The 19,533-nt window shown below is 73.0% G+C and carries 19 protein-coding genes; 9 read left to right on the top strand and 10 right to left on the bottom strand.

All coding sequences use genetic code 11. The features are described from left to right. Positions 1-34 precede the first annotated feature (34 nt). Together ACQP00_RS28120 and ACQP00_RS28125 are read left to right on the top strand one after the other, a co-directional pair. The gene (locus ACQP00_RS28120) at positions 35-1,630 is read left to right on the top strand and encodes an NAD(P)-binding domain-containing protein (protein WP_433200071.1); all 1,596 of its coding nucleotides are present in this window, start codon (positions 35-37) and stop codon (positions 1,628-1,630) included. Further along, positions 1,621-2,430: an SDR family NAD(P)-dependent oxidoreductase gene (locus tag ACQP00_RS28125; RefSeq protein ID WP_433200074.1), complete on the top strand. Its 810-nt coding sequence runs from the start codon at positions 1,621-1,623 to the stop codon at positions 2,428-2,430. Before ACQP00_RS28120 ends, ACQP00_RS28125 begins: the two co-directional genes overlap by 10 nt. A 73-nt stretch (positions 2,431-2,503) precedes the next feature. On the opposite strand, the gene ACQP00_RS28130 is transcribed toward ACQP00_RS28125, so the two are convergent. From ACQP00_RS28130 to ACQP00_RS28150, 5 genes are read right to left on the bottom strand one after another with little or no spacing between them, the layout of a single operon-like run. Then, positions 2,504-2,797: a DUF1905 domain-containing protein gene (locus ACQP00_RS28130; RefSeq protein ID WP_433200077.1), complete on the bottom strand. Its 294-nt coding sequence runs from the start codon at positions 2,795-2,797 to the stop codon at positions 2,504-2,506. After that, on the bottom strand, positions 2,794-3,420 hold the full coding sequence (locus ACQP00_RS28135; RefSeq protein ID WP_433200080.1) for a pentapeptide repeat-containing protein: 627 nt from the start codon (positions 3,418-3,420) through the stop codon (positions 2,794-2,796). Before ACQP00_RS28135 ends, ACQP00_RS28130 begins: the two co-directional genes overlap by 4 nt. Then, positions 3,420-4,319: a hypothetical protein gene (locus ACQP00_RS28140; RefSeq protein WP_433200083.1), complete on the bottom strand. Its 900-nt coding sequence runs from the start codon at positions 4,317-4,319 to the stop codon at positions 3,420-3,422. The genes ACQP00_RS28135 and ACQP00_RS28140 overlap by 1 nt, the downstream gene beginning before the upstream one ends. Positions 4,320-4,341: 22 nt before the next feature. Next, a complete protein-coding gene (locus ACQP00_RS28145) occupies positions 4,342-7,170 on the bottom strand; it encodes an ATP-binding protein (RefSeq protein ID WP_433200086.1) in 2,829 nt (942 codons plus the stop codon). Positions 7,171-7,210: 40 nt separating this feature from the next. Continuing rightward, entirely contained in the window at positions 7,211-8,302 is a 1,092-nt protein-coding gene (locus ACQP00_RS28150; RefSeq protein WP_433200089.1) for a hypothetical protein, read from the bottom strand. A 176-nt stretch (positions 8,303-8,478) separates the two neighbouring features. On the opposite strand from ACQP00_RS28150, the gene ACQP00_RS28155 reads away from it, so the two are divergent. Beyond that, entirely contained in the window at positions 8,479-9,888 is a 1,410-nt protein-coding gene (locus ACQP00_RS28155) for a DUF2207 family protein (RefSeq protein ID WP_433200092.1), read from the top strand. On the opposite strand, the gene ACQP00_RS28160 is transcribed toward ACQP00_RS28155, so the two are convergent. Both ACQP00_RS28160 and ACQP00_RS28165 read right to left on the bottom strand, forming a co-directional pair. Next, the gene (locus ACQP00_RS28160) at positions 9,885-10,871 is read right to left on the bottom strand and encodes a pyridoxal-phosphate dependent enzyme (protein WP_433200095.1); all 987 of its coding nucleotides are present in this window, start codon (positions 10,869-10,871) and stop codon (positions 9,885-9,887) included. The genes ACQP00_RS28155 and ACQP00_RS28160 overlap by 4 nt on opposite strands. Before the next feature lie 7 nt (positions 10,872-10,878). Continuing rightward, entirely contained in the window at positions 10,879-11,280 is a 402-nt protein-coding gene (locus tag ACQP00_RS28165) for a MarR family winged helix-turn-helix transcriptional regulator (protein WP_433200098.1), read from the bottom strand. Between the two features lie 77 nt (positions 11,281-11,357). Here ACQP00_RS28165 and ACQP00_RS28170 point away from each other — a divergent pair, with 77 nt between their 5' ends. Continuing rightward, entirely contained in the window at positions 11,358-11,777 is a 420-nt protein-coding gene (locus tag ACQP00_RS28170; RefSeq protein WP_433200101.1) for a MarR family winged helix-turn-helix transcriptional regulator, read from the top strand. Here the strand turns inward: ACQP00_RS28170 and ACQP00_RS28175 are convergent. After that, positions 11,734-12,879 (bottom strand): amidohydrolase, encoded by a 1,146-nt coding sequence (locus ACQP00_RS28175; protein ID WP_433200104.1) that lies wholly within the window; start codon positions 12,877-12,879, stop codon positions 11,734-11,736. The two genes, ACQP00_RS28170 and ACQP00_RS28175, sit on opposite strands and share 44 nt — an antisense overlap. 199 nt (positions 12,880-13,078) lie before the next feature. Between ACQP00_RS28175 and ACQP00_RS28180 the strand changes: the two genes are divergently transcribed. Beyond that, a complete protein-coding gene (locus ACQP00_RS28180) occupies positions 13,079-13,600 on the top strand; it encodes a SigE family RNA polymerase sigma factor (protein WP_433200107.1) in 522 nt (173 codons plus the stop codon). Then, a complete protein-coding gene (locus ACQP00_RS28185) occupies positions 13,597-14,835 on the top strand; it encodes a hypothetical protein (protein WP_433200110.1) in 1,239 nt (412 codons plus the stop codon). The genes ACQP00_RS28180 and ACQP00_RS28185 overlap by 4 nt, the downstream gene beginning before the upstream one ends. Positions 14,836-14,841: 6 nt before the next feature. On the opposite strand, the gene ACQP00_RS28190 is transcribed toward ACQP00_RS28185, so the two are convergent. Further along, complete coding sequence (locus ACQP00_RS28190; RefSeq protein ID WP_433200113.1) at positions 14,842-15,672, bottom strand: alpha/beta hydrolase; 831 nt, start codon at positions 15,670-15,672, stop codon at positions 14,842-14,844. Between the two features lie 44 nt (positions 15,673-15,716). Between ACQP00_RS28190 and ACQP00_RS28195 the strand changes: the two genes are divergently transcribed. Both ACQP00_RS28195 and ACQP00_RS28200 read left to right on the top strand, forming a co-directional pair. After that, complete coding sequence (locus ACQP00_RS28195) at positions 15,717-16,811, top strand: AAA family ATPase (protein WP_433200116.1); 1,095 nt, start codon at positions 15,717-15,719, stop codon at positions 16,809-16,811. Beyond that, positions 16,808-17,923: a cytochrome P450 gene (locus ACQP00_RS28200; protein WP_433200119.1), complete on the top strand. Its 1,116-nt coding sequence runs from the start codon at positions 16,808-16,810 to the stop codon at positions 17,921-17,923. Before ACQP00_RS28195 ends, ACQP00_RS28200 begins: the two co-directional genes overlap by 4 nt. Before the next feature lie 19 nt (positions 17,924-17,942). Here ACQP00_RS28200 and ACQP00_RS28205 read toward each other — a convergent pair whose 3' ends face one another. After that, entirely contained in the window at positions 17,943-18,746 is an 804-nt protein-coding gene (locus ACQP00_RS28205; protein WP_433200122.1) for an SGNH/GDSL hydrolase family protein, read from the bottom strand. Between the two features lie 185 nt (positions 18,747-18,931). On the opposite strand from ACQP00_RS28205, the gene ACQP00_RS28210 reads away from it, so the two are divergent. Further along, a complete protein-coding gene (locus ACQP00_RS28210) occupies positions 18,932-19,501 on the top strand; it encodes a carboxymuconolactone decarboxylase family protein (protein WP_433200125.1) in 570 nt (189 codons plus the stop codon). Positions 19,502-19,533: the final 32 nt, after the last annotated feature.

Consider the following 19,533-nt stretch of genomic DNA (forward strand, 5'->3'; position numbering starts at 1 on the left):
ACCGCCGCCGACCGCTCGGCGCATTATCCATCACGTGTTGGATAAACCGGTCGTCGTCATCGGCGCGGGCCCGGCCGGCCTGGCCACGGTGAAGGCCCTGCGGGACCGGCAGGTGCCGGTGCTGTGCCTCGACGCCGGCGAGCGCCCGGGCGGCCTGTGGGTGCTGGGCGCGCCGAACTCCTCCGCGTACCGGACGCTGCACCTCAACACGAGCCGCACGCGCACCGAGTTCGCCGACTTCCCGATGCCGGCGGACTGGCCGGACTATCCGTCGCACACGCACATCGCCGACTACCTTGCCTCCTACGTCGCGACCTACGACCTCACCGACGCGATCCGCTTCGGCGTCACGGTCACGGCCGTCGAACCGATCACCACCGTCGAACCGATCACCGGCTTCGATCCAGCCGCCGTCCATCCGACCGCCGTCCATCCAGCGGCGGCCGTCAGCCCGGCCGCCACCGTCGAATCGGCAGCCGACGTCGACCCGATCACCACCGCACACCCAAACGCGGACGCAGGGTCGGCCGCCACCGTCGAACCGATCACCATCGTCCACCCGACCGTGGACACCGCCGTGGGCGTCGAGCCGGCCGCGAGCGTCGGGCCTTCGACGGTGGGCGGAATGTCGTCCACGCGGGGCCGGGCCGTGGGGCAGGGCTGGCGGGTCACGCTGGCCGGCGGCGAGACGATCGAGGCGTCGGCGGTGGTGGTGGCGAGCGGGCACAACGCCGTACCGAAGACGCCTGAACCCGCGTATCCGGGCACCTTCGCCGGCGAGTTTCTGCACAGCCACGACTACCGCGGCCCCGAGCAGCTCGCCGGGCGGCGGGTGCTCGTGGTCGGCGGCGGCAACTCGGCGATGGATATCGCGGTCGACGCCTCGCACGTGGCGGATTCGACGCTGCTCTCGCTGCGCCGCGGGGTCTGGATCGTCCCCAAGCACCTGCTCGGACGGCCCGCCGACACCTGGAACGGTGCAATGGCCCGCCGCCTGCCGTGGCGGTTGCGGCAGCGGGTCAGCGAGCGGCTCCTGCGCCTGGCGGTCGGCCGGCCCGAGCAGTACGGCCTGCCCGCGCCCGCGCACGGGTTCCTGCAGGACCATCCCACGCTCTCCGACGGGCTGCTGGGCCGTATCACGCACGGCGAGATCGGGGTCCGGCCGGCCATCGAGCGGTTCGAGGAATCCAACGTCTGTTTCATTGACGGGTCTCGGGATGCTGTCGATCTCGTCGTGTGGTGCACCGGTTACCGCGTCGACCTGCCGTTTCTCGACCCGGCGCTGCTGGCACCCGGGCCCGACCGCCTCCCGTTGTACCGGCGGATCTTCCACCTCGACGCCCCCGGCCTGTTCTTCGTCGGGCTGATGCAGTCCACCGGCGCCGCCCTGCCCGTCGTCGAGGCGCAGGCCAGGCTGGTCGCCGCGTTCCTGGCCCGGCAGTACGCGCTGCCCGCGCCGGCCGAGCAGCGCGCCGACTGCGCCCGGCGGCTGACGGCGGCCCGCGACCGGTGGGGCGACCGCCGGCCCGCGATGCGCATCGATTTCGACGTGTACCTCGCCGAAGCCGCCCACGAACTCCGCCAGGGCGCCCGGCGGCTGTCGTCTCCCGGGAGCGTCACATGGCACTGAAGCTGCACGGCCGCCGCGTCCTGCTGACCGGCGCCTCCGGCACGTTCGGCCGGGCCCTGACCGAGCGCCTGCTGGCCGAGGGTGCGCAGGTGGTCGGGCTCGATCTGGTCCCGGCGATCACCTCCCCGGCGCCGATAATCCAATGCGACCTGAGTTCTGATGCCGCGGTACCAGCGGCGGTGGATTCTGCCCTTGACCTGCTCGGTGGCCTGGACCTGCTCATCAACAACGCGGGCGTGGGCGGCCCGGCACCGGCCGAGCTCCCGCCGGGCGACGAGGTCCGCCGCCAGCTGGAGGTGAACCTGCTCGCCGCGTGGCGCACCACGGCCGCGGCGCTCCCGGCGCTGGAATCCACGCGCGGGCGGATTGTGTTCGTGGCGAGCCGGATGGCCGTGCTGCCACTCCCCCTGGCCGCCGCGTACGGTGTCAGCAAGCGCGCCCTCGCCGCCTACGCCGACGCCCTGCGCCTGGAGGTCGGGACGCATGTCGGGGTGAGCGTGGTGTACCCGAGCATGGTCGCCTCCCCCATCCACGACGCGACCGCCACCGCCGGCCTGTCGCTGGAGGGCGTCTCCCGCTCCGAACCGGTCGAGGGCGTGGTGACGGCGATCCTGCGCGCCGCCACGGCCAAGCGCGCCCCGCGCGACGTGCCCACGACGTTCCGCGGCCGCATGGAGATGTCGATCGCCCGGCACTTCCCGTCGCTGGCCGCGGCGATGGTCACCCGGACCGTCCGCTCGCGCCTGCCGGACCTGGTCGACGCCCCGCTGGCCGAGGGCATGCGCCGCCGCGCGTCCTAGACCGGACCTGGCCGACGCCCTGCTGGCAAAGGGCATGCGCCGCCGCGCGTCCTAGATCAGCTCCACGGAGACGCTAAATCAGCTCGACGGAAACGCTGGCCCGGTCGCCGATCTCCAGGCGCTGGGCGGTGCGGACGGCCCGCTTGAGCGGCAGCACGTACGGCCCGTCGCTCCCCGGAAAGATCGACGTCCTCCAGATCGTGGCGCCGATCTGCGCCCGGACCTTCACCGCCCCGAACCCCCGCCGCGTCCCGGCGGTCAACTCCCGGATCTCCTCGGACGGCTCCTCCGGCAGGCTGACGAAGATCCACGACTCGCCCGGCCGCGCGTCCCACTGCCACAGCTCAGCCTCGAACTCGACAATCACGAGCCCAGCATCACACAACCCCGCGCCCGCAACCACGCGCTCAGGCCGGGACCGGACACCACCTCGCCGCCGACCGACGCCGCGCCCGTGACGCAGCCGACGGCGCCGGTCAGGACGGCACCGTCGAGGCGAGCGCCCGCCAGACGCAGCGGTGCGGCGACGGTACCGAGGACACAGTGCCGGAGAGACGCACCGCGCAGATCGGCGCCGCGCAGGTCGGCCCCGATCAGGTTGGCCGAATTCAACAACGCGTCGCGGAGGTCGGCACCGGCCAACACGGCATGGACGAGATCGGCGGCGAACAGGTGCGCGGCCCGGAGCGCGGCACCCGCGGCTTGGATGCGGTCGGCCTCGACGCGGGCGAGCTCGGCGCCGGAGAGGTTCGCGGCGGTGAGGTCGGCGCCGGAGAGGCGGGCGCGGTCGAGGTTGGCGCGTACGAGGCGCACCCCGGGGAGGATCGCCCCGGTCAGATCGGCGCCGCGCAGGTCCAGGCCGGTGAGGTCGGCGCCCCGCAGGTCGGCATTGGGTCCGCCGAACCGGTCCGCACCGGCGGCGTACTGCTCCAGGGCGGCCCGGGAGCGGGGGTCGGCGGGCCAGGCGACGGGCGTACGCCCGAACGTCATCACGAGAACCGCACCCGGCTCGCCCAGTCCGGATGCGCATCGGCGCGCCGGCGGGCGTCGGCGTTGGATTCGCGAGACAGCCCGCTGGTGTCGACGATGACGTTCAGCCCCTTGGCCAGCGCACCGTCCAATTGCTGCTCGAAAATGTCCCCGTCGTACCGCCCGGGCTGACCGTCCGGCATCCGCTCGCCCGCGTTCGGTCCGGAGCGGAAGATGTCCGCCGGCGACTGCAGGTCCCACCCCTGCCCGGCCGCGTCGACGAACTCCCCGGCGTCCTGTTCCAACGCCGACCCGATCCCGTCCAGCGGCGCCCGCTCCAATCCCTGCGGCAGCTCGAAGACGCCCTCGATCGAGGTCAGCGACGACCCGACGCCGTCCATGAAGCCGCCCTCAACCGACCGCGCCGCTTCGGTCAGCGACGACTGGGCGCCGTCCAGCGAGAACCCCCGCGCAGCATCGGTCAGCGACGACCCGACACCATCAAGCGAGAACCCCTGCGCAGCATCGGTCAGCGGCGACCCGGCACCGTCAAGCGAGAACCCCTGCGCCGCCTCGGTCAGCCCCTTGCCCGCGCCCCCGTCCAGCACCGCCGACGCCGAGGCCATGTCGTTCAGCGGCGCCTGCAGATCGGGCCCGTCCGGCATCGGCGTCGCATCGCCCCGGAACGGCACCGTATCGAGGCCACCGCCCGCCTCCCCAAGGCCCGCGGAACCCTCCAGCGGCGAAGAGGGCACGGAATCCCGCACCGCCTCCGCGCCCGAACCGAGCCCGGCCGCACCATCGCCCGGCGACTGCGGCAGCGCGTCATGACCCGCCGAGGCGAGGCCGGCCACCGATTCGGCCGGGCCGCGCTGCGGAACCGTGTCGCCGCCGGTCGCCACCGCCTCCACCGGCTGCATCGGCGTGAGATCACCCTGCCGGTCACTCATCGCGCGACACCGCCCTCCGCACGTCGCGGGCCCAGTTCACCGAGGACCGCCGGTCGTTGTCCGTCCACACGCCCGGTGGATATCGGCGCCGGAAGGCATGCACGAACACGCACACCCGATAGTCCTCCCGCCACGCCACCGGATCGGCGTCCGGCGGCGGCAGCGGCGCCTCCCCGCCCACCGCGTCCAGCCGCGAGCGCAGCTCCCCGAACCAGGCCGACGTCCCCATCGACCCGAGCAGCCGGCCCGCCGCCTCCTTGCCCGCTGCCCCGCCCAGCACCGCCTCCGCGCGCGGCCGGAACGCGCACCGGTGCCGGCACTCGAAGCATTCCCCGAACGGCGCCAGCGCGTCGTCGACCCCGGGCGTCGAGGCCCGCCACGCCGCGAACCGCGCCCGCACGGCGTCGTCGTCGGCCAGCGGCGCCTCCGGCAGGTTCCGCTGCGCGGCATCAAGAGCCCGCACATCCGGTACCGCCACCTGCACCGCCTGATCGAGCCCGTTGTGCGACACGATCGCCTCGAACGGGCGCAGCGCGGCCGCCGACGCGATCTGGTCCTCGTGCATGCCCATCGTCGAGCCGAGCAGCTCCCGGTCCTCCGACGCCGCCGTGCGGTGCATGATTTTGAGGTTCGTGATTTTGTACGCGTCCTCGGCGACCTTGCCCACCTGTTGGTCGATCAGGAGGTACGACTGCCGGTATTTCCGGTCCTCGGCGAGTCCCTGGGCGATCCGCTCCGCGGCGAGGGCCTGCGCGTTGCCCTCCTTCTGGTCGCCGGCGCCGTTCTGCGGCGTGGCCCGCGGGAAGACCCGGTGCGCCTCCTCCAGCAGCACCACGTGCGGGGTGTCGGTGGAGCGGCGGTGCTGGCGGTACCAGCCGCGCATGGCCGTCACGATCAGCAGCGTGATGAGCGACTGCTCCTTGGCGTTGTCCCCGACGCCCGCCAGCTCGAATACAACGGGGCGGTGCATGAGCGTCTCGATGTCGTACGAGCGGCGGCAGTTCAGCGTCGACCCGCACGCGCCTTCGACGAGGGCCTCGGCGCGCAGCCGGGCGGCGGCGTCGATGTTGGCGTGCGTCTCGCCGGCGTACCCGAGCTGCTCCACGACCTCGGCCAGCACCCCGGCGAACTCGGGCAGCACCGGCCACCGTTCGCCGTCGGCGGGGCGGGCGCGGTGCGTGGCGTGGAAGCCGCGGCGCCGGTACGTCTCGGCGAGCGCCCGGCGGTACAGGAACGGCAGCGGATCCCACAGGCCGAACGCGGCCTCGAAGCACGCGAGCAGGTTGGACACGTGGGCGTTGACCGTGGCGCCGTCGGGGACCTGGAACGGGTTGAGCCGCAACGGCGCGATCTCGTCGTCGCCGACGGTGAACACCAGCAGGTCGTTGAATTCCGGGAGCGTGGCGAGCCAGCGGTAGTCGTCCAGGGCCGCGTTGACCGGCTCGATGACCGCGAACGGCACCCCGTGGGCGCGGAGCTGCCGGCACAAATGCAGTGCGGTGTTGGTTTTGCCGGATCCGGGCGTACCGACGATGAATCCGTGTCGCGGCAGGTCCGCCACCGCGAAGCCGACCTCGCCCTCGGCGCCCGCACCCGGTTGGCGGCCCAGCAGCAGCGCCGGCCCGCTCGGAGCGGCGACGACCCGGACCTGATCGCGGGGCGCGACGACCGGGATGCCCGGCGTGTGCCCCTCCAGCGCGAGCGGCAGCCGGAACAGGCTGGCCGCCTCGTCCCGGTCGACGAGCAGCCGCAACTGCCGCAGCGGCGAGCGCGGCGAGAGGCGCCCGGGCGCCGACTCGGCCCGCAGCACCGCTTCGAGCTCGCCGCCGCCCCACTCGACGGGCTGCAGCGTGGTGAATCCCCGCACCAGCGCGTCGTGCTCGGCCTGGTTCGCGGGGCGGGCCACCGCGTGTCCACTGAGGACGGTCTGCGGGTCGTCGCGGTCCGGCTGGGCCTGCGGCGCCGGGCTGAGCGTCGCGGCGACGTGCCCGGCGAGCGTTTCCGGCAGCGGTTCGGGGCTCGCCACCGTCGCGGAAAACCGGAAGGCCCGTCCGTCGTACCGCCTGAGGGCATCGAGGTAGTAGGGCTCGATGACCACGGCGCCGCCGTCGGCTGGGACGTGGATCTGCCCGCCCACGTCGGCCGGGATGTCGTTGGGCTGGGCCAGCCGCCGGTAGCGGGTCGTCTCGGTCTCCAGCATCCGGCGCAGCGCCGCCGGCACCACCCCGGCGGTCAGCTCCACCGACACCGCGAGCGGCGACGGGTGCAGCCGCACCGCCTCCAGCAGCCCCTCCCACGAGTGCGGCTGCCGGCCGAACGGCTCGACGGCCACGTACGCGGGCACGCCGGCGTCGACCCGTTCCGGCCGGGCCAGCCGCACCCGCTTGTGGACCTGGGCGATGCCGCCGGGCGCGGGCGTGAACGGGGCGAGCACCTCGCGTACCCGTTCGGCCTCGAACAACGGCTCGGCCCGCACGTGGTCGGGGACATTGGCGAGGGTGGCGGCGAGGGATTGCGCGGACCGCAGGGCCAGTTCGACGGTCGGCTGCTCGACGCGGCCCAGCAGGTACACGTCGATGCGGCCCGGTTCCAGATGCAACAGGCGCAGGGCGACGGACTCGCTCTCCGGCAGCGCGAGGAACTGCCCGAGATAGGCGGCCTGTTCCCGCACGGCACGGGCGAGCCGCTCGGAGACGTCCAGGCGGGCGTACTCCGAGCGGCGGGAGATGTCGACGGCGGCGGTGACCTTCAGCGCCACCCACCCCCAGACCCGGCCGGGCCCGGGGAGCAGGTAGGGCGCGGGGACGAGCGCCGCGGTCACTGGTTCGGGGTCACACGGTCGGGGGTCACAGCGTCGGGGGTCACTGGGTCGGGGTCGCCGGCGGCTGCTGGCCGTAGCCGTAGGTGGGCGGACCGGAGACCGGTGGCTGCTGCTGGCCGTACGTCGGCGGACCGGAGACCGGCGGCTGCTGCTGGTCGTACGTCGGCGGCCCGGAGACCGGCGGCGCGCTGACCGGCGGGGCACTTGTTGGATATCCGGGCCGCACCTGGGGCCAGGCGCCGGTCACCGGCTGGGCCTGGGCCGGCACCGTCGCGACGGGCGCGATGGTCGGCGGCGCGATCTGCGACCCGGGCGGCATCGGCGCCTCCGGCGTGGTCGCGACGAGCCGGTTGGTCTCCTCGGTCGCCGACAGCCCGGCGATGGCCGACTGCACGCCGAGCCGCGTGATGCTGTGCGTGATCTCGCGCAGCGCCCGGGTCCGGCCGCCGTTGATCGCCGAGCGGTACTGCGCCCCGCCCGCGAGGGCCCGGAAGCCGTCCCGCAGCGCGTGCCCGATCAGGATGATGGTCGAGCGGGAGCGCCACATGGTCCAGCCGAAGTACAGGTCGGTGCCGTAGGTCTGCACCGCGACGAGCGACTGCAGCCGGGTGTCGCCGAACGACATCAGGTACTGCCCGGCGATGCGCACCGGCGCCATCGGGAACGGCAGTGCCCGCTGCGCCGCGGATTGCAGCATGTACCCGTAGACGGCGGGTGCGGCCCCGGCCCGGTTCTCCACGAGCAGCGCGTACTCCGCGATCGGCTCCTTGATGGGGAAGAACAGCGACACGATCCAGGCGATGAACGCCAGCCCGATCACGATGAGCGGGGTGATGAACGCGCCGCTGGTCGCCGCCGCGGCGGTGTTGAGGTCGCCCTGGGAACTCGTGCCGATGTTGAGGAAGATGCCGCACGTGCAACACACGATGACAAATGCCGCCATGGTGAGCACGAGGGCCACGTTGGCCGCGCGGACGGTGTGCGGCCGCAGCTGCTTCCAGGTGACGCTGTCGTCCGCGAACTCGTCGGGGTCGTTGTACGTGACGCGCGCGTTGCGGTAGGCGGCCTGCACGTTGTGCATCGCCTGGTCCCAGGGTTCGCCGCCCCCGCCGCCCCAGCCCTGCGTAGTCATGGAACTCCCCGTTGCTCGGTCACGACACTCCGTAGGCCCGGAGCCCTGGTCAATCTATGGATCGCCGGGCGCCGTCACAAGAGCGGCAAACCGTTTCGAATGGCAGTTCGCACCGTTCGGCCAGCCCGGCCGTCCGGGTGGCCGATGGCTTGCCGGCTGCACCTACCCTGACGTCGATGCCCGGGCTCCTCCTCGGGCTCGGGTACGCGGCGCTCGTCGTGGCCGGGCACCTGGGCTTCGTCCGCCTCGTGACCACGCTGCGCGCGCGGCCACGCCCGATCGCGCCCGGACCCGCCACCCCGGAGCTGCGCGACGAGCCGCCGGCGATCGTGAACCTGCTCGTGCACCGCCTCCAGCCGACCCACGCGGCCAGCGCGACCCTGCTCGACCTGGCCGCCCAACACGTGTTGGAAATCTTCTCCACCGGCGACACCGTCCTGGTGCGCGTCCGCGATCCGAAGCCCGCCAACCTGTCCGCCTTCGAACGCCGCGTGTTCGAGCGCGTGCGCCGGGTGGCGGGCGATCGGCCGGTACCGATGCAGGCTCTTCTGGACCGGCATGCCGGCGGCGGCGGACGCTGGACGGCCTGGCTCGCCAGGGAGGCGCGGCTGGAGGCCCGCCGGCGCGGCCTGGTGCGCAGATCCGAGCGGTTCATGCCGGTCTCCGCGATCGTGGCGGGCCTGCTGCTGGCCCTGGGAACGGTGTTCGTCGTCCCGGCGGCGGTCGCTCTGCAGAGCGTGGCGTGCGTCGGGGTCTTCGCGTGGCTCCCGCTGTTCCTGCTGGAGACGGTCGTCATCGACGAGCGTGACCGGATCACCGCCGCCGGCCGGGCCGCCGCCGCCCACTGGCTCGGTGTCGCCGCGTGGCTGCGCGCCCACGAGACCCTGCGCGCCCTGCCGCCCGAGGCGGTCGCGGTGTGGGACCGCTACCTCGCCTACGGCGTGGCCCTGGACGTCTTCGAGCACGCCGCCGACGCCCTGGACCTGGAAACCGTCGGCCGCGACGACGAGCTGTGGTCGACCGCGACGGGCACCCCGCGGCTGGTCCGCGTGCGCTACTGGCGCCGCAACCGCCTGCTGGAACCGCTGGGCCGGGTCAACGCCAAGGTCCGGCTGATCTGGTCGGCCCTGTCCCTGCCGGTGTGGCTCACGATCGGCGCCGTGTCCTTCAACGTCACTGCGGTCGTCCCGCGCACGGTTTTGCTGACGCTCGTTGGATTCCAGCTGCTGCGCCACGTGTACCGTCTTGTGCTCGCCGTCGACGAGCTGGCCCGCCCGGTTCGCCTCACCGGCACGGTGCTGGACGTCACCCTGAACACCCAGGTCCAGTCGGAGACGGAGGGCCTGCGCGACCTGCCGCACTCGTACTTCTTCGTCGTCGACGACGGCGTCTCGGACCGCCTGACCCCCTGGCGTGTGAGCCGGACCCTGGCCGGCGCGGGCGGCTTGCGGCGCCTGCAGGGCCGGTACGACGACGTGTTCGGCCGGCTCGCCGACGCCCGCCACCTGGACTACGAGCCGGGCGACCGGGTGTACCTGGTCGGGCAGCGCTACAGCCGGTACGTCACAGTGCTCCGGCACGCCTAACTGGCGGCGGCGCCCTCGGTGATGAGCAGCACCATGGTGGCTTCCGGGGCGACCAGGTCCTCGGCGCGCAGCACGCGCAGTGCCGCCAGGGAGGCCGCGCCGCACGGGCCCGCGTCGACGCCCGCGGCCGCCAAATCCAACGCGGCGCGCAACGCCGCCGCATCGTCGACGGTCACGCTCACATCCAGGCCCGCGCGGATGTACGGCCAGGCCAGCGACGACACGGTGCCGCAGTTCAGGCCGGCCATGACCGTCGTGCCCGTCGGCACGCTCAGCGGTTCGCCGGCCGCGACACTGGCCGCCACGCACGCGGCCGTCGTCGGTTCGACGCTCACCACCGTGGTGGTCGCCGGAATGCTGCGGAAGTGGGTCAGGGCGGCCTGCAGCAGCGAGCCGACCCCCGCCGGGACCACGATCACGTCCGGGGCGGCCGGCAGCTGCGTGTCGAGCTCGGCGAACAGGGTCGAGTAGCCGTCGACGATCCAGCCGGGGACCTGCTCGTACCCAGGCCAGGCGGTGTCCTGGATCAGCAGGCCGCCATCGCCGGCGGCCGCGGCCGCGGCCGCACGCACCGCCGCGTCGTAGTCGCCGTCGAGCTCGGTGACCGTGGCGCCCTCGTCGCGGATCGCCTGGACCGCTGCCTCGGAGACGCCGCGTGGGACGTAGACCGCCGCTCCGACGCCGAACTCGCGGGCGAAGCGGGCGACGGCGCGGCCGTGGTTGCCGTCCGTGGCCGTGGTGAGCGTGACCGGGCCGGCATGACGGTGGAATTTCAACGCTTGCTGGATTGCCCAGGAGGCACCCAGGGCCTTGAACGCCGGCAGGCCGAAGCGGTTGGACTCCTGCTTGGCGTATACGCGGCCGAGGGCGGGCAGCGGCACGAGCGGGCTGACGGCGTACCCGGGCAGCGAGCGGTGGAAATCCGGCACCGCGGCCGGCGCGGGCGGGCACACCCACGCGGGGTCGCGGTGTCGGTTGCGCATCCCGCGATTATGCCGGGAGCAGGGTGTTCGCGCGGCCCAGGATGGTGGTGAGCACCCGGCCGGCGGTGTCCAGGTCGGCCGCGGGCAGGTCACCCCACAGGTCGTGCATGATGTCGACGGTGGCCGCGCGCAGCTCCCGCCACTGCGCGACGCCGTGCTCGGTGGGCGTGGCGGTGCCGTCGTCGCCGATGGTCACCAGGCCCTTGCCGGCCAATCCAACAAGCAGTTGCCGGGCCTCCGCGTCGCCGACTTTCAGCGCCTGGGCGATGGTCCCGCCGCCGCTGTTGACCGTGAGGGTCAGGGCGATCCACTGGTGCTCGGTCAGGCCGGGCCCGGCCAGCAGCCGATCGAGGATCGCGTTGAGCGCCTTCTCGGTGCGGCCCAGCAGCTGTGCGTCGAACGTGGTCATCGGTTCCTCCAACCGTTAGTGGCACTAACGCAAACCTAGACCGTTAGTCCCACTAACACAAGTGTTAGGATCGGCACGTGCGCACGCTTCCCACGCGGCTGTTGTCGTTGGCCGCCATGCACTCCGACCGGCGCGTGAACGAGGGCCTGGCCGGCGCCGACGCGCGCAAGTGGCACTACGCGGTGCTCGCCACGCTGATCGAGGACGGCCCGGTGAGTCAGGCCCAGCTCAGCGAGCGGACCGGCATCTTCCGCAGCGACATCGTCGCCGTCGTCAACGAGCTGGTGGAGCGCGGTCACGCCGAACGCGCCCCGAACCCGGCCGACCGCCGCCAGAACGTCGTCACCGTCACCCGGGCCGGCCGCGGCCAGTTCAAGCGCCTCGACCAACTCATCGCCGAGGCCGAGGACGACGTCTTCGGCCCGCTGTCGGCGGACGAGCGGGCCGAACTCGTCAGGATGCTGACGGTCCTGGTAGGACGCCACGGACGAGGTTGACGTAGTACCGCACCCCGACCTCGAGCGCCCCGTCGTCGAAGTCGTAGTCGGGGCTGTGCAGCGGTGTCGAGTCCGCGCCGTTGCCCAGCAGCATGAAGCACCCGGGCACCTCGCGCAGGAACGCGCCGAAGTCCTCGCTGGCCGTCCACGGCGGCGTGTCCCCGTCGACGTGCTCCGGCGGGACGGTAATCCGCGCCGCGTTGAGGGCGGCCGCCACGGCCTGCGCGTCGTTGATAGTCGGCTCGAACTCGTGGGTGTACCGCACGACGGCCCGCCCACCGTGCGCCGCGCTGATCCCCTCGGCCAGTCGCCGGATGTTCGCCTCGATGACCGCCCGCACCTCGCCGGAGAAGCTGCGCGTGTCGCCGCGGATGACGACCTCGCCGGGGATGGCGTTGCGGGCCCCGTCGGTCGTGATCTCGGTACACGAGACGACGGCCGGCGCGGCCGGGTCCACGTTGCGCGCGACCACGGTCTGCAACGCGAGCACGATTTCCGCCGCGATGACGATCGGATCGACCACCATCTGCGGCCGCGCGGCATGCCCGCCCCGCCCGACGACCCGGATCTCGAAGTTGTCCTCGCCGGCCATCAGCCCGCCGGCGCGGGTCGCCAGGTGCCCGAGCGGGTGCCCCGGCATGTTGTGGATGCCGAACATCGCCCGCACCGGGAAGCGCCGCAGCAGCCCGTCGGCCAGCATCGCCTTCGCCCCGAGGCCGTGTTCCTCGGCGGGTTGCAAGATCATTTCGACGGTACCGTCGAAGCCTCGTTCCTCCACCAGAACCGCCGCCGCACCGAGCAGCATGGCCATGTGCCCGTCGTGGCCGCAGGCGTGCATGACGCCGTCGTGTTGCGAGCGGTAGTCGCGGTCGCCGCGCTCGGTGAGCGGCAGCCCGTCCATGTCGGCCCGCAATCCAACGGCCGGTCCGTCCCCGTTGCGCAGCGTGGCGACGATCCCGGTCCCGCCGACATGGCGCGTGACGCGCAGCCCGAGCCCGTCGAGGACACCGGCGAGATAGTCCGAGGTCCGATGCTCCTGCAACCCGAGCTCGGGAATGCGATGCAGGTCGTGCCGCCATTGGATTACCTCGCCGAAGTGCATGCGCCATGCTCTCACGGGGGATCGGGGACGGCCGGATATCGGCGGGTGCTCAGGATCGTCCACCACCACGACCTGCACGACAGCGCACCGGCAGGAGGCGACCTACCTGGGCGAGCGGTCCAGTTGGATTCCTCTAAACCTCGCTGACCGCCGCGGGCGTCTACTGGGCGGACATGGCCACGGGAGGGAGACGGCGCGGGTGCGGGTCGACGAAGAGCGGGAGTACGTCGAGTACGTCCGGGCCCAGCTGCCCCGGCTGCACCGGGTCGCGGTGCTGGTGCTCGGGGACCGGGACCGTGCCGAGGACGCGGTGCAGAACGCGCTGACCACGCTGTACAAGCGATGGTCGAAACGGGGCGAGGTGAGCAACCTCGACGCGTATGTGCACTCGATGGTCGTGCGGGCCTGCCTGTCGGACCAGCGGCGCCCGTGGACGAGAGTGTTCCTGCGCGGGTCGCCGCCCGACACCGAGGTGGACGCCGGCACGAGCCAGGTCGATGAGCGGCTCGCGGTGCGGCAGGCGCTCGAACGGCTCCCCGAGCGGCAGCGGCTCGTGGTGGCGCTGCGGTTCCTGTGCGACATGTCGGTCGCCGACGTCGCGCAGGTGCTGGGGCGGTCCGAGGGGACGATCAAGGCCCAGACGTCCGTGGCGCTGCGCACGCTGCGGGAACTGTTCGAGGCGTCCGCGGGCGCCGAGCTGCCGGCGAGGAGGTCAGCGTGAGCCCGGAGGAATTGCTGCAACGGTACGCCGAGCAGGACATCGCCCCCACCCGCCGCTCCGCCGACGAGGTCCTCGACGCGGCGAAGACGCGGATCCGGCGGGGACGGACCCGGGTCGCCGTGGTGGCCGGCATCGCCGTCGTGCTCGTGGTGGCCGGGGCGGCGTTCGCGCTGCCGGCGCGCAAGCCGGACAAGGGACTGCCCGCGGTGCCGGCGACGCCTTCGCCGAGCTGGACCGAGCGCGAATATCCACCGGCGTTCGCCAAACCCGGCGCCGCGTTGCATTGCACGGCGACGGCGCTGCCCGAACTGGCCGGCACCGATCCGCTGCACCGGGCGGTGCAGGCGATCGACCCGACCGGGAAGTGGATCGTCGGCAGCTCCTCCGCCGGGACGCTGGTCTGGAAGGACGGCAAGGTCACCGCCCCGTCCGGGGGCCGGTGGTTCTCGCCCAACGCCGTGGCCGCGAACGGCACGATGGCCGGGTACGAGCTGCTCGCCAAGGGCGGCACGGCGGCCGCGACCTTCCGGGACAACCGGATCACCCGGCTGCCGACGCCGGAGGAGGTCGGGGAGAGCCAGGCGATGCGCCTCGACGCCCGCGGCAACGCCCTCGGCTTCGGCGTCATCGGCGGCGACGGGCGGCACGTGACGCTGTACTGGCCGGCGTCCGGCGGCGTCGTCAAGCTGCAGTCGCCGCCCGAGCTGACCGACGAGTCCACCGGGCCGACCGGGCCGAGCGCCATGAACGACGACGGCGTCATGATCGGCTACGTGTTCCAGGACAAGCGGCGGATGGCGTACCGGTGGAACCCCGACGGCACCGGCACCGTGCTCGACGGCCCGGCCTATCAGGGCCTGCAGATGGCCGGCGACTGGGTGGTCGGCGACGGGCTCGTCGGAGCCGACCGGGAGTTCTTTTCCAACAACAAGGGGAATCCTTCGCCGTACTTCCCGCACGTGCGCTGGAATCTGCGGACCGGCACCGCCGACGCCCTGGGCCGGTTCCAGACGATGGCGGTCAGCGCGAGCGGCCGGCTGGTCGGGACGGGGTACTCCGACTACTTCGGCCCGGCCGTGTGGAGCGACGGCACCGTCACGAAGCTGCCGCTGCTCAAGTCCTGGAAGAAGCCCGAGATCCGGTACGCCGGGATCTCCGCCGACGGCCGCACGATCGTGGCCAGCTCACGCGAGGACGGCAACGGCGACTACGACATCGTGCAATGGACCTGCTGAGGGATTTCACCACCCGGCCGCGTCGAGGAGGTCGTCGAGGATGGCCCCGAAGTCGGCGAGGTGCCCGAGCCGGCCCGCCTCCGCGTCGAGGCGGGCCCGGGCGCCGGGGATCCGCGCGGCGAGCCAGGCGCCGTGCTCGAGCGCGAACCCCTGCCAGATGGCCACCGGCGCGCCGATCGCGGCCACGTCGAACCCCCACGGCCGGACCAGGGCCAGATAGTCGTCGCGCCAGCCCGCCGCGCCGCGGGACAGCCCGAGCCGGACCAGGGCCCCGACGAGCTCGCCCAGCCCGTACTCCGAGGCGTACATGCGCGCCCAGGCGGCGGCGAACACGGCGTCGTTGACCAGCCGGTACTGGTCCACGATGGGCTCCAGCGCGGCGATCAGCGCCCCCGGCCCGGACATCGCCGCCCGCAGCGTCTGCAGGTCCTCGATCCCGGTCCGCCAGTCGAGCCCGTCGGCGTCGTACGGCGCGACACCGTTCACCGACGCCGCGGCCGCGCACCGGCCGGGCAGCAGCGCGGCGCCGGCCAGGGCGTGCGGGCCGCCCTCGGACCAGCCGACGGTGACGAACTCGGCGTGCCCGAGGTAATCCAACACGGCACCGATGTCGGCGGCGCTGCTCGCCACCGACCGGCCGGGGCGCGGGGTCGAGGACGAGTACCCGGGCCGGCCGCAGATCACCGTCCGCAGCCCCCGCGCGGCCGCCGGCTCGGTCAGCAGCGGCAGGTCACCGGGGCCGAGCACGGTGGGCAGATGCAGCACCAGCGGGCGGCCTTGCGGGGGTCCGACGGTCACGACCTCCAGGCGGCCCCCGTCGCCGATGTCGATCAGCACCGCGCCACGGTACGGCACGGGGTTTCGTGCTTATCCTTCGGAGTGTGACCATCGCCGCGAGCCCCCCGCCGATCGCGTGGTACGGCGGGAGCTTCGTCTACTACGAGGACGAACCCGAGCCGGTACCCACCGACGCGGACCTCGACGCCGCCGCCGCCAAGGCCCGGGAGCGCCGCCTCGCCACGCCGGAACAGTTCGGACCCGAACCGGATCCGCAGCTGCGCACCGGGGTCGTGCTCGGCCGGTTCCTGCCGGTCCACGAGGGCCACCGGTACCTTGTTGAATTCGCCCAGGCCCACGCCGAGCGGGTGCACATCTTCGTCCGCATCGCCGCGGACGATCCGATCCCGTGGGAGGTGCGCCGGCACTGGATGGCCGAGCTGTTCCCGGGCGTCCCGGTCACCGCGATCGACGGCGGGCAGGACGAGTGGGTGCCGCGGATCCTGGCCGAGGTGCAACCCGACTACCTGTTCAGCGCCGAGCCCTGGGGTCCCGGGTTCGCCGCCCGGCTCGGCGCCCGGTTCGTCGGCGTCGACCGCCTCGCCGTCCCCGTCTCCGGCACCGCCGTGCGCAACGGCCCGTGGGATTACGAGCGGTACCTGCCGCCGCCGGTGCGGGCCTGGTACGCCCGCCGGGTCTGCCTCATCGGGGCCGAATCCACCGGCAAGACGACCCTGGCCCGCGACCTCGCCCGCAAGTTCGGCACCGTCTGGGTGCCCGAGCGGCTGCGGACCCTGAGCCCCGGCTTCGGCCCCGCCGACCTCGCCCTCGCGGCCCACGGTCAGCGCGCCGCCGAGGAAGCGCTCGCCCGGCGGGCCAGTGTGGCGCTGTTCTGCGACACCGACCTGCTCGCCGTGCGGCTGTGGAGCGAGCGGCTGTTCGGCAGCGCCCCGGACTGGCTGATCGAGGCGGCAAACCAACAGGCGCCGCATTTGTACCTCCTGTGCGCACCCGATGTCGCATACGTCGGCGACGAGCAGCGCAACACGCCGGCCGAGCGGCGCGCGTTCCACGAGGCCTGCGAGCGGGAACTGCACCGGCTCGGCCGCGAGTACGTGCTGCTCGACGGCGACTTCGACCGCCGCTTCGACCGCGCCGTGGAGGCGGTCCGCGACCTGCTGGCGCCGCGGCGGCGATGACGGACCCGGTGCCCCCGGGCGCGGCGCCGGTCGCCTGGAATCCAACGCTGCGCCGATTCGTGGTGTCGGGCCACGCCGAGGTGGTCGCGGTGCTGCAGGACCCGGCGACGTACTCCTCCGCCGTGGCACCGCCGGTCCCGCCGGCCGACCAGCCGCTGCTGGCCGACTTCGCCGCGTGGTCGGCCCGGTGGCTGTTCTTCCTCGACCCGCCCGAGCACACGACCCGGCGGGCGCCGGTCGCCCGGGCGCTGAATCCCCGGTCCGTTGGATTCCTGGCAGAGCCGGTGCTGGAACTGGCCCGGTCGCTGGCCGCGGATCTGCGGGGCCCGCAGTTCGACCTGCTCGCCGACTTCGCCCACCCCCTCGCCGCGCGGGTGGTGGCCGGGCTGCTGGTTGCGCCCGGCCCGCCGACCGAGGCGTTCCTGGCCCGGGCCCGGGTGCTGGAGCACGCCGATGCCTACGCCCGCGACCCGGCGGCCCGGCGCGCCGGTCTGGAGGCGATCGCCGCGGCGACGGCGGCGCTGCGGTCCTCGGTCGACGAGGCACCGGTACCGGCGGCATTGCGGGCAGTTTGGGGTGACTCGGACTGGGTCCGCGCGCACAGCCTCATGTTGGTTTTCGCGGGAGTCGAGACGACCCAGAACCTGATCGTCAACACGCTGCACGCCCTGCTCACCCGTGGCCTGTGGGGCCCGTCGCTGCCGGTCGCCGGGGCCGTGGAGGAGGGCGCGCGCCTGGTGCCGCCGGTCCTCGGCGTGCTGCGCCGCACCACCCGTGCGGTCGTGCTGGGCGGCGTGGCGCTGCCGGAGGGCGCCGACCTGGTCGCGATGACCGCCGCGGCGAACCGGGACCAGGTGCGCTTCGCCGACCCGGACCGCTTCGACGCCAGCCGCAGCCCCAACCCGCACCTGTCGTACGGGCTCGGCCGGCACTACTGCCCGGGCGCCGAGCTGACCCGCCTCACCGCGCGTGCGGCGCTGACGGCTCTGCTCGACGCCCTTCCGCAGCTGGAGCTGGCCGAGGACGATCCGCCGTGGCGCGACCACGACCCGATCATCCACGCCCCCAAGCGCCTGCTCGGCCGACTGCCTCACGGAGCGGCGCGGGTGTAATCCAACCGGGCCGCTCTGTTCAGCCGGCGGCCGAGCGGAACACCGGGTAGTAGCCGCCGGCCTGGCCCGCGGCCGTCGGGTGGTACGACTTGCTGAGCGTCAGGTAATTCAACGCGTGCAGCCATTTCTCGCCGCCGCTGCACAGCTGGTGGCCGGTGAACTGCGAGCGGACGTCGGCGAACTTCACGCCGTTGGCGCTCGCCGCCGCCTTGGTGGTGTCGTCGAGCAGGTTGATCCCCTCGTTGATTTTCGCCCGGGAGTTGGCCGACAGCCCGACGCAGACCGTGCCGAGCTGGTAGAACACCGGGTACCCGACGGCGACCACGCGGGCCGAGGGCGCCTTCGCCTTGATTCCCTTGTAGACATTGGCGAGCTTGGCGGGCAGCTCGCCGCGGACCTTGGCCTCGGCGGTGTTGATGGCGGCGATGCAGTCGGACTCGCCCATGAGCACGCAGGTGGTCATGATGCTGGTGAACCCGATGTCGTTGCCGCCGACCGTCACGCTCACCAGCGTCGTGGAGCTGGACAACGCCGGCAGCTGCCCGCTGATGACATCGGCGGTGGTGGCACCGGAGCAGGCGACCGACTTGTAGGCGGCGGGCTTGACGTTGGCGTTGTACAACGCGGGGTAGGCGTTGGTGCTGCGCTGGCAGGAACCGCTCTCGGACGTGTAGCTGTCGGCGCCCACGCCGGAGGCGTAGGAGTCCCCGAGCGCCACGTACCGGTCGGCGGCGGCCGCGGCGGCGGGACTGGCTGAACCGAACGCGACCGCGAGCGCGGCACCGACGGCCAGGGTGAGGGTAACGAGACGGGATCTCCGCACGTCGTACTCCGGTGCTGGAAGGAGTGTGTCGCACGGATTGATATCAAGCTATGTGTACCCACGGGAAGATCGTTTTGCGCCGGTTGATCAAAGGCGCAAATGATCATTTTCTGCCGCGCGGGCGGTTCGCCGGTTGCGCACGCAGGAAGTAGACGGGCCCGCGACCCGCCCCGGAGGCTGAGCGCATGCCGCACATCGAGCTCAATTCCAACGAGCCAGGGATTCGAGGCCTTTTCCGGTACCGCCCGGAGACCGCCCTGCCCCTCAACGGCCTGGTCGAGGCGCTGCTGTGCGGCCCCGGCACCCTGACCCGCGGCGAGCGGGAGCTGATCGCGGCCTACGTCTCGGGCCGCAACGAGTGCCGCTACTGCTACTCCGCGCATGCCGCCTACGCCGCCGCGCAGCTGCCGGAGGGCATGGCCCTGGTCGAGCAGGTCCACCACGACATCGACACCGCGCCGGTCACCCCGAAGATGCGCGCCCTGCTCGCCATCGCGGGCGCCGTCCAGCAGAGCGGCAAGTCGGTGACCGGGGACCTGGTCGCCGCCGTCCGCGCCGAGGACGCCACCGACCGGGAAATCCACGACACGGTGCTGATCGCGGCCGCGTTCTGCATGTTCAACCGCTACGTCGACGGCCTGGCCACCGCCCTGCCGGACGACCCCGCCTTCTACACCGACCGCGCCGAGCGGATCACCGCCCACGGCTACCTGGGCGTCCTCCAGCAGGAGGTCATCAGCCCGGCCACCGCCTGACGACGGACGCGCGCCGGCTGCCGACCGCCGCC

This window comes from Dactylosporangium sp. CS-047395 (assembly GCF_050942185.1).
In the GTDB taxonomy this organism is placed as follows: Bacteria; Actinomycetota; Actinomycetes; order Mycobacteriales; family Micromonosporaceae; genus Dactylosporangium.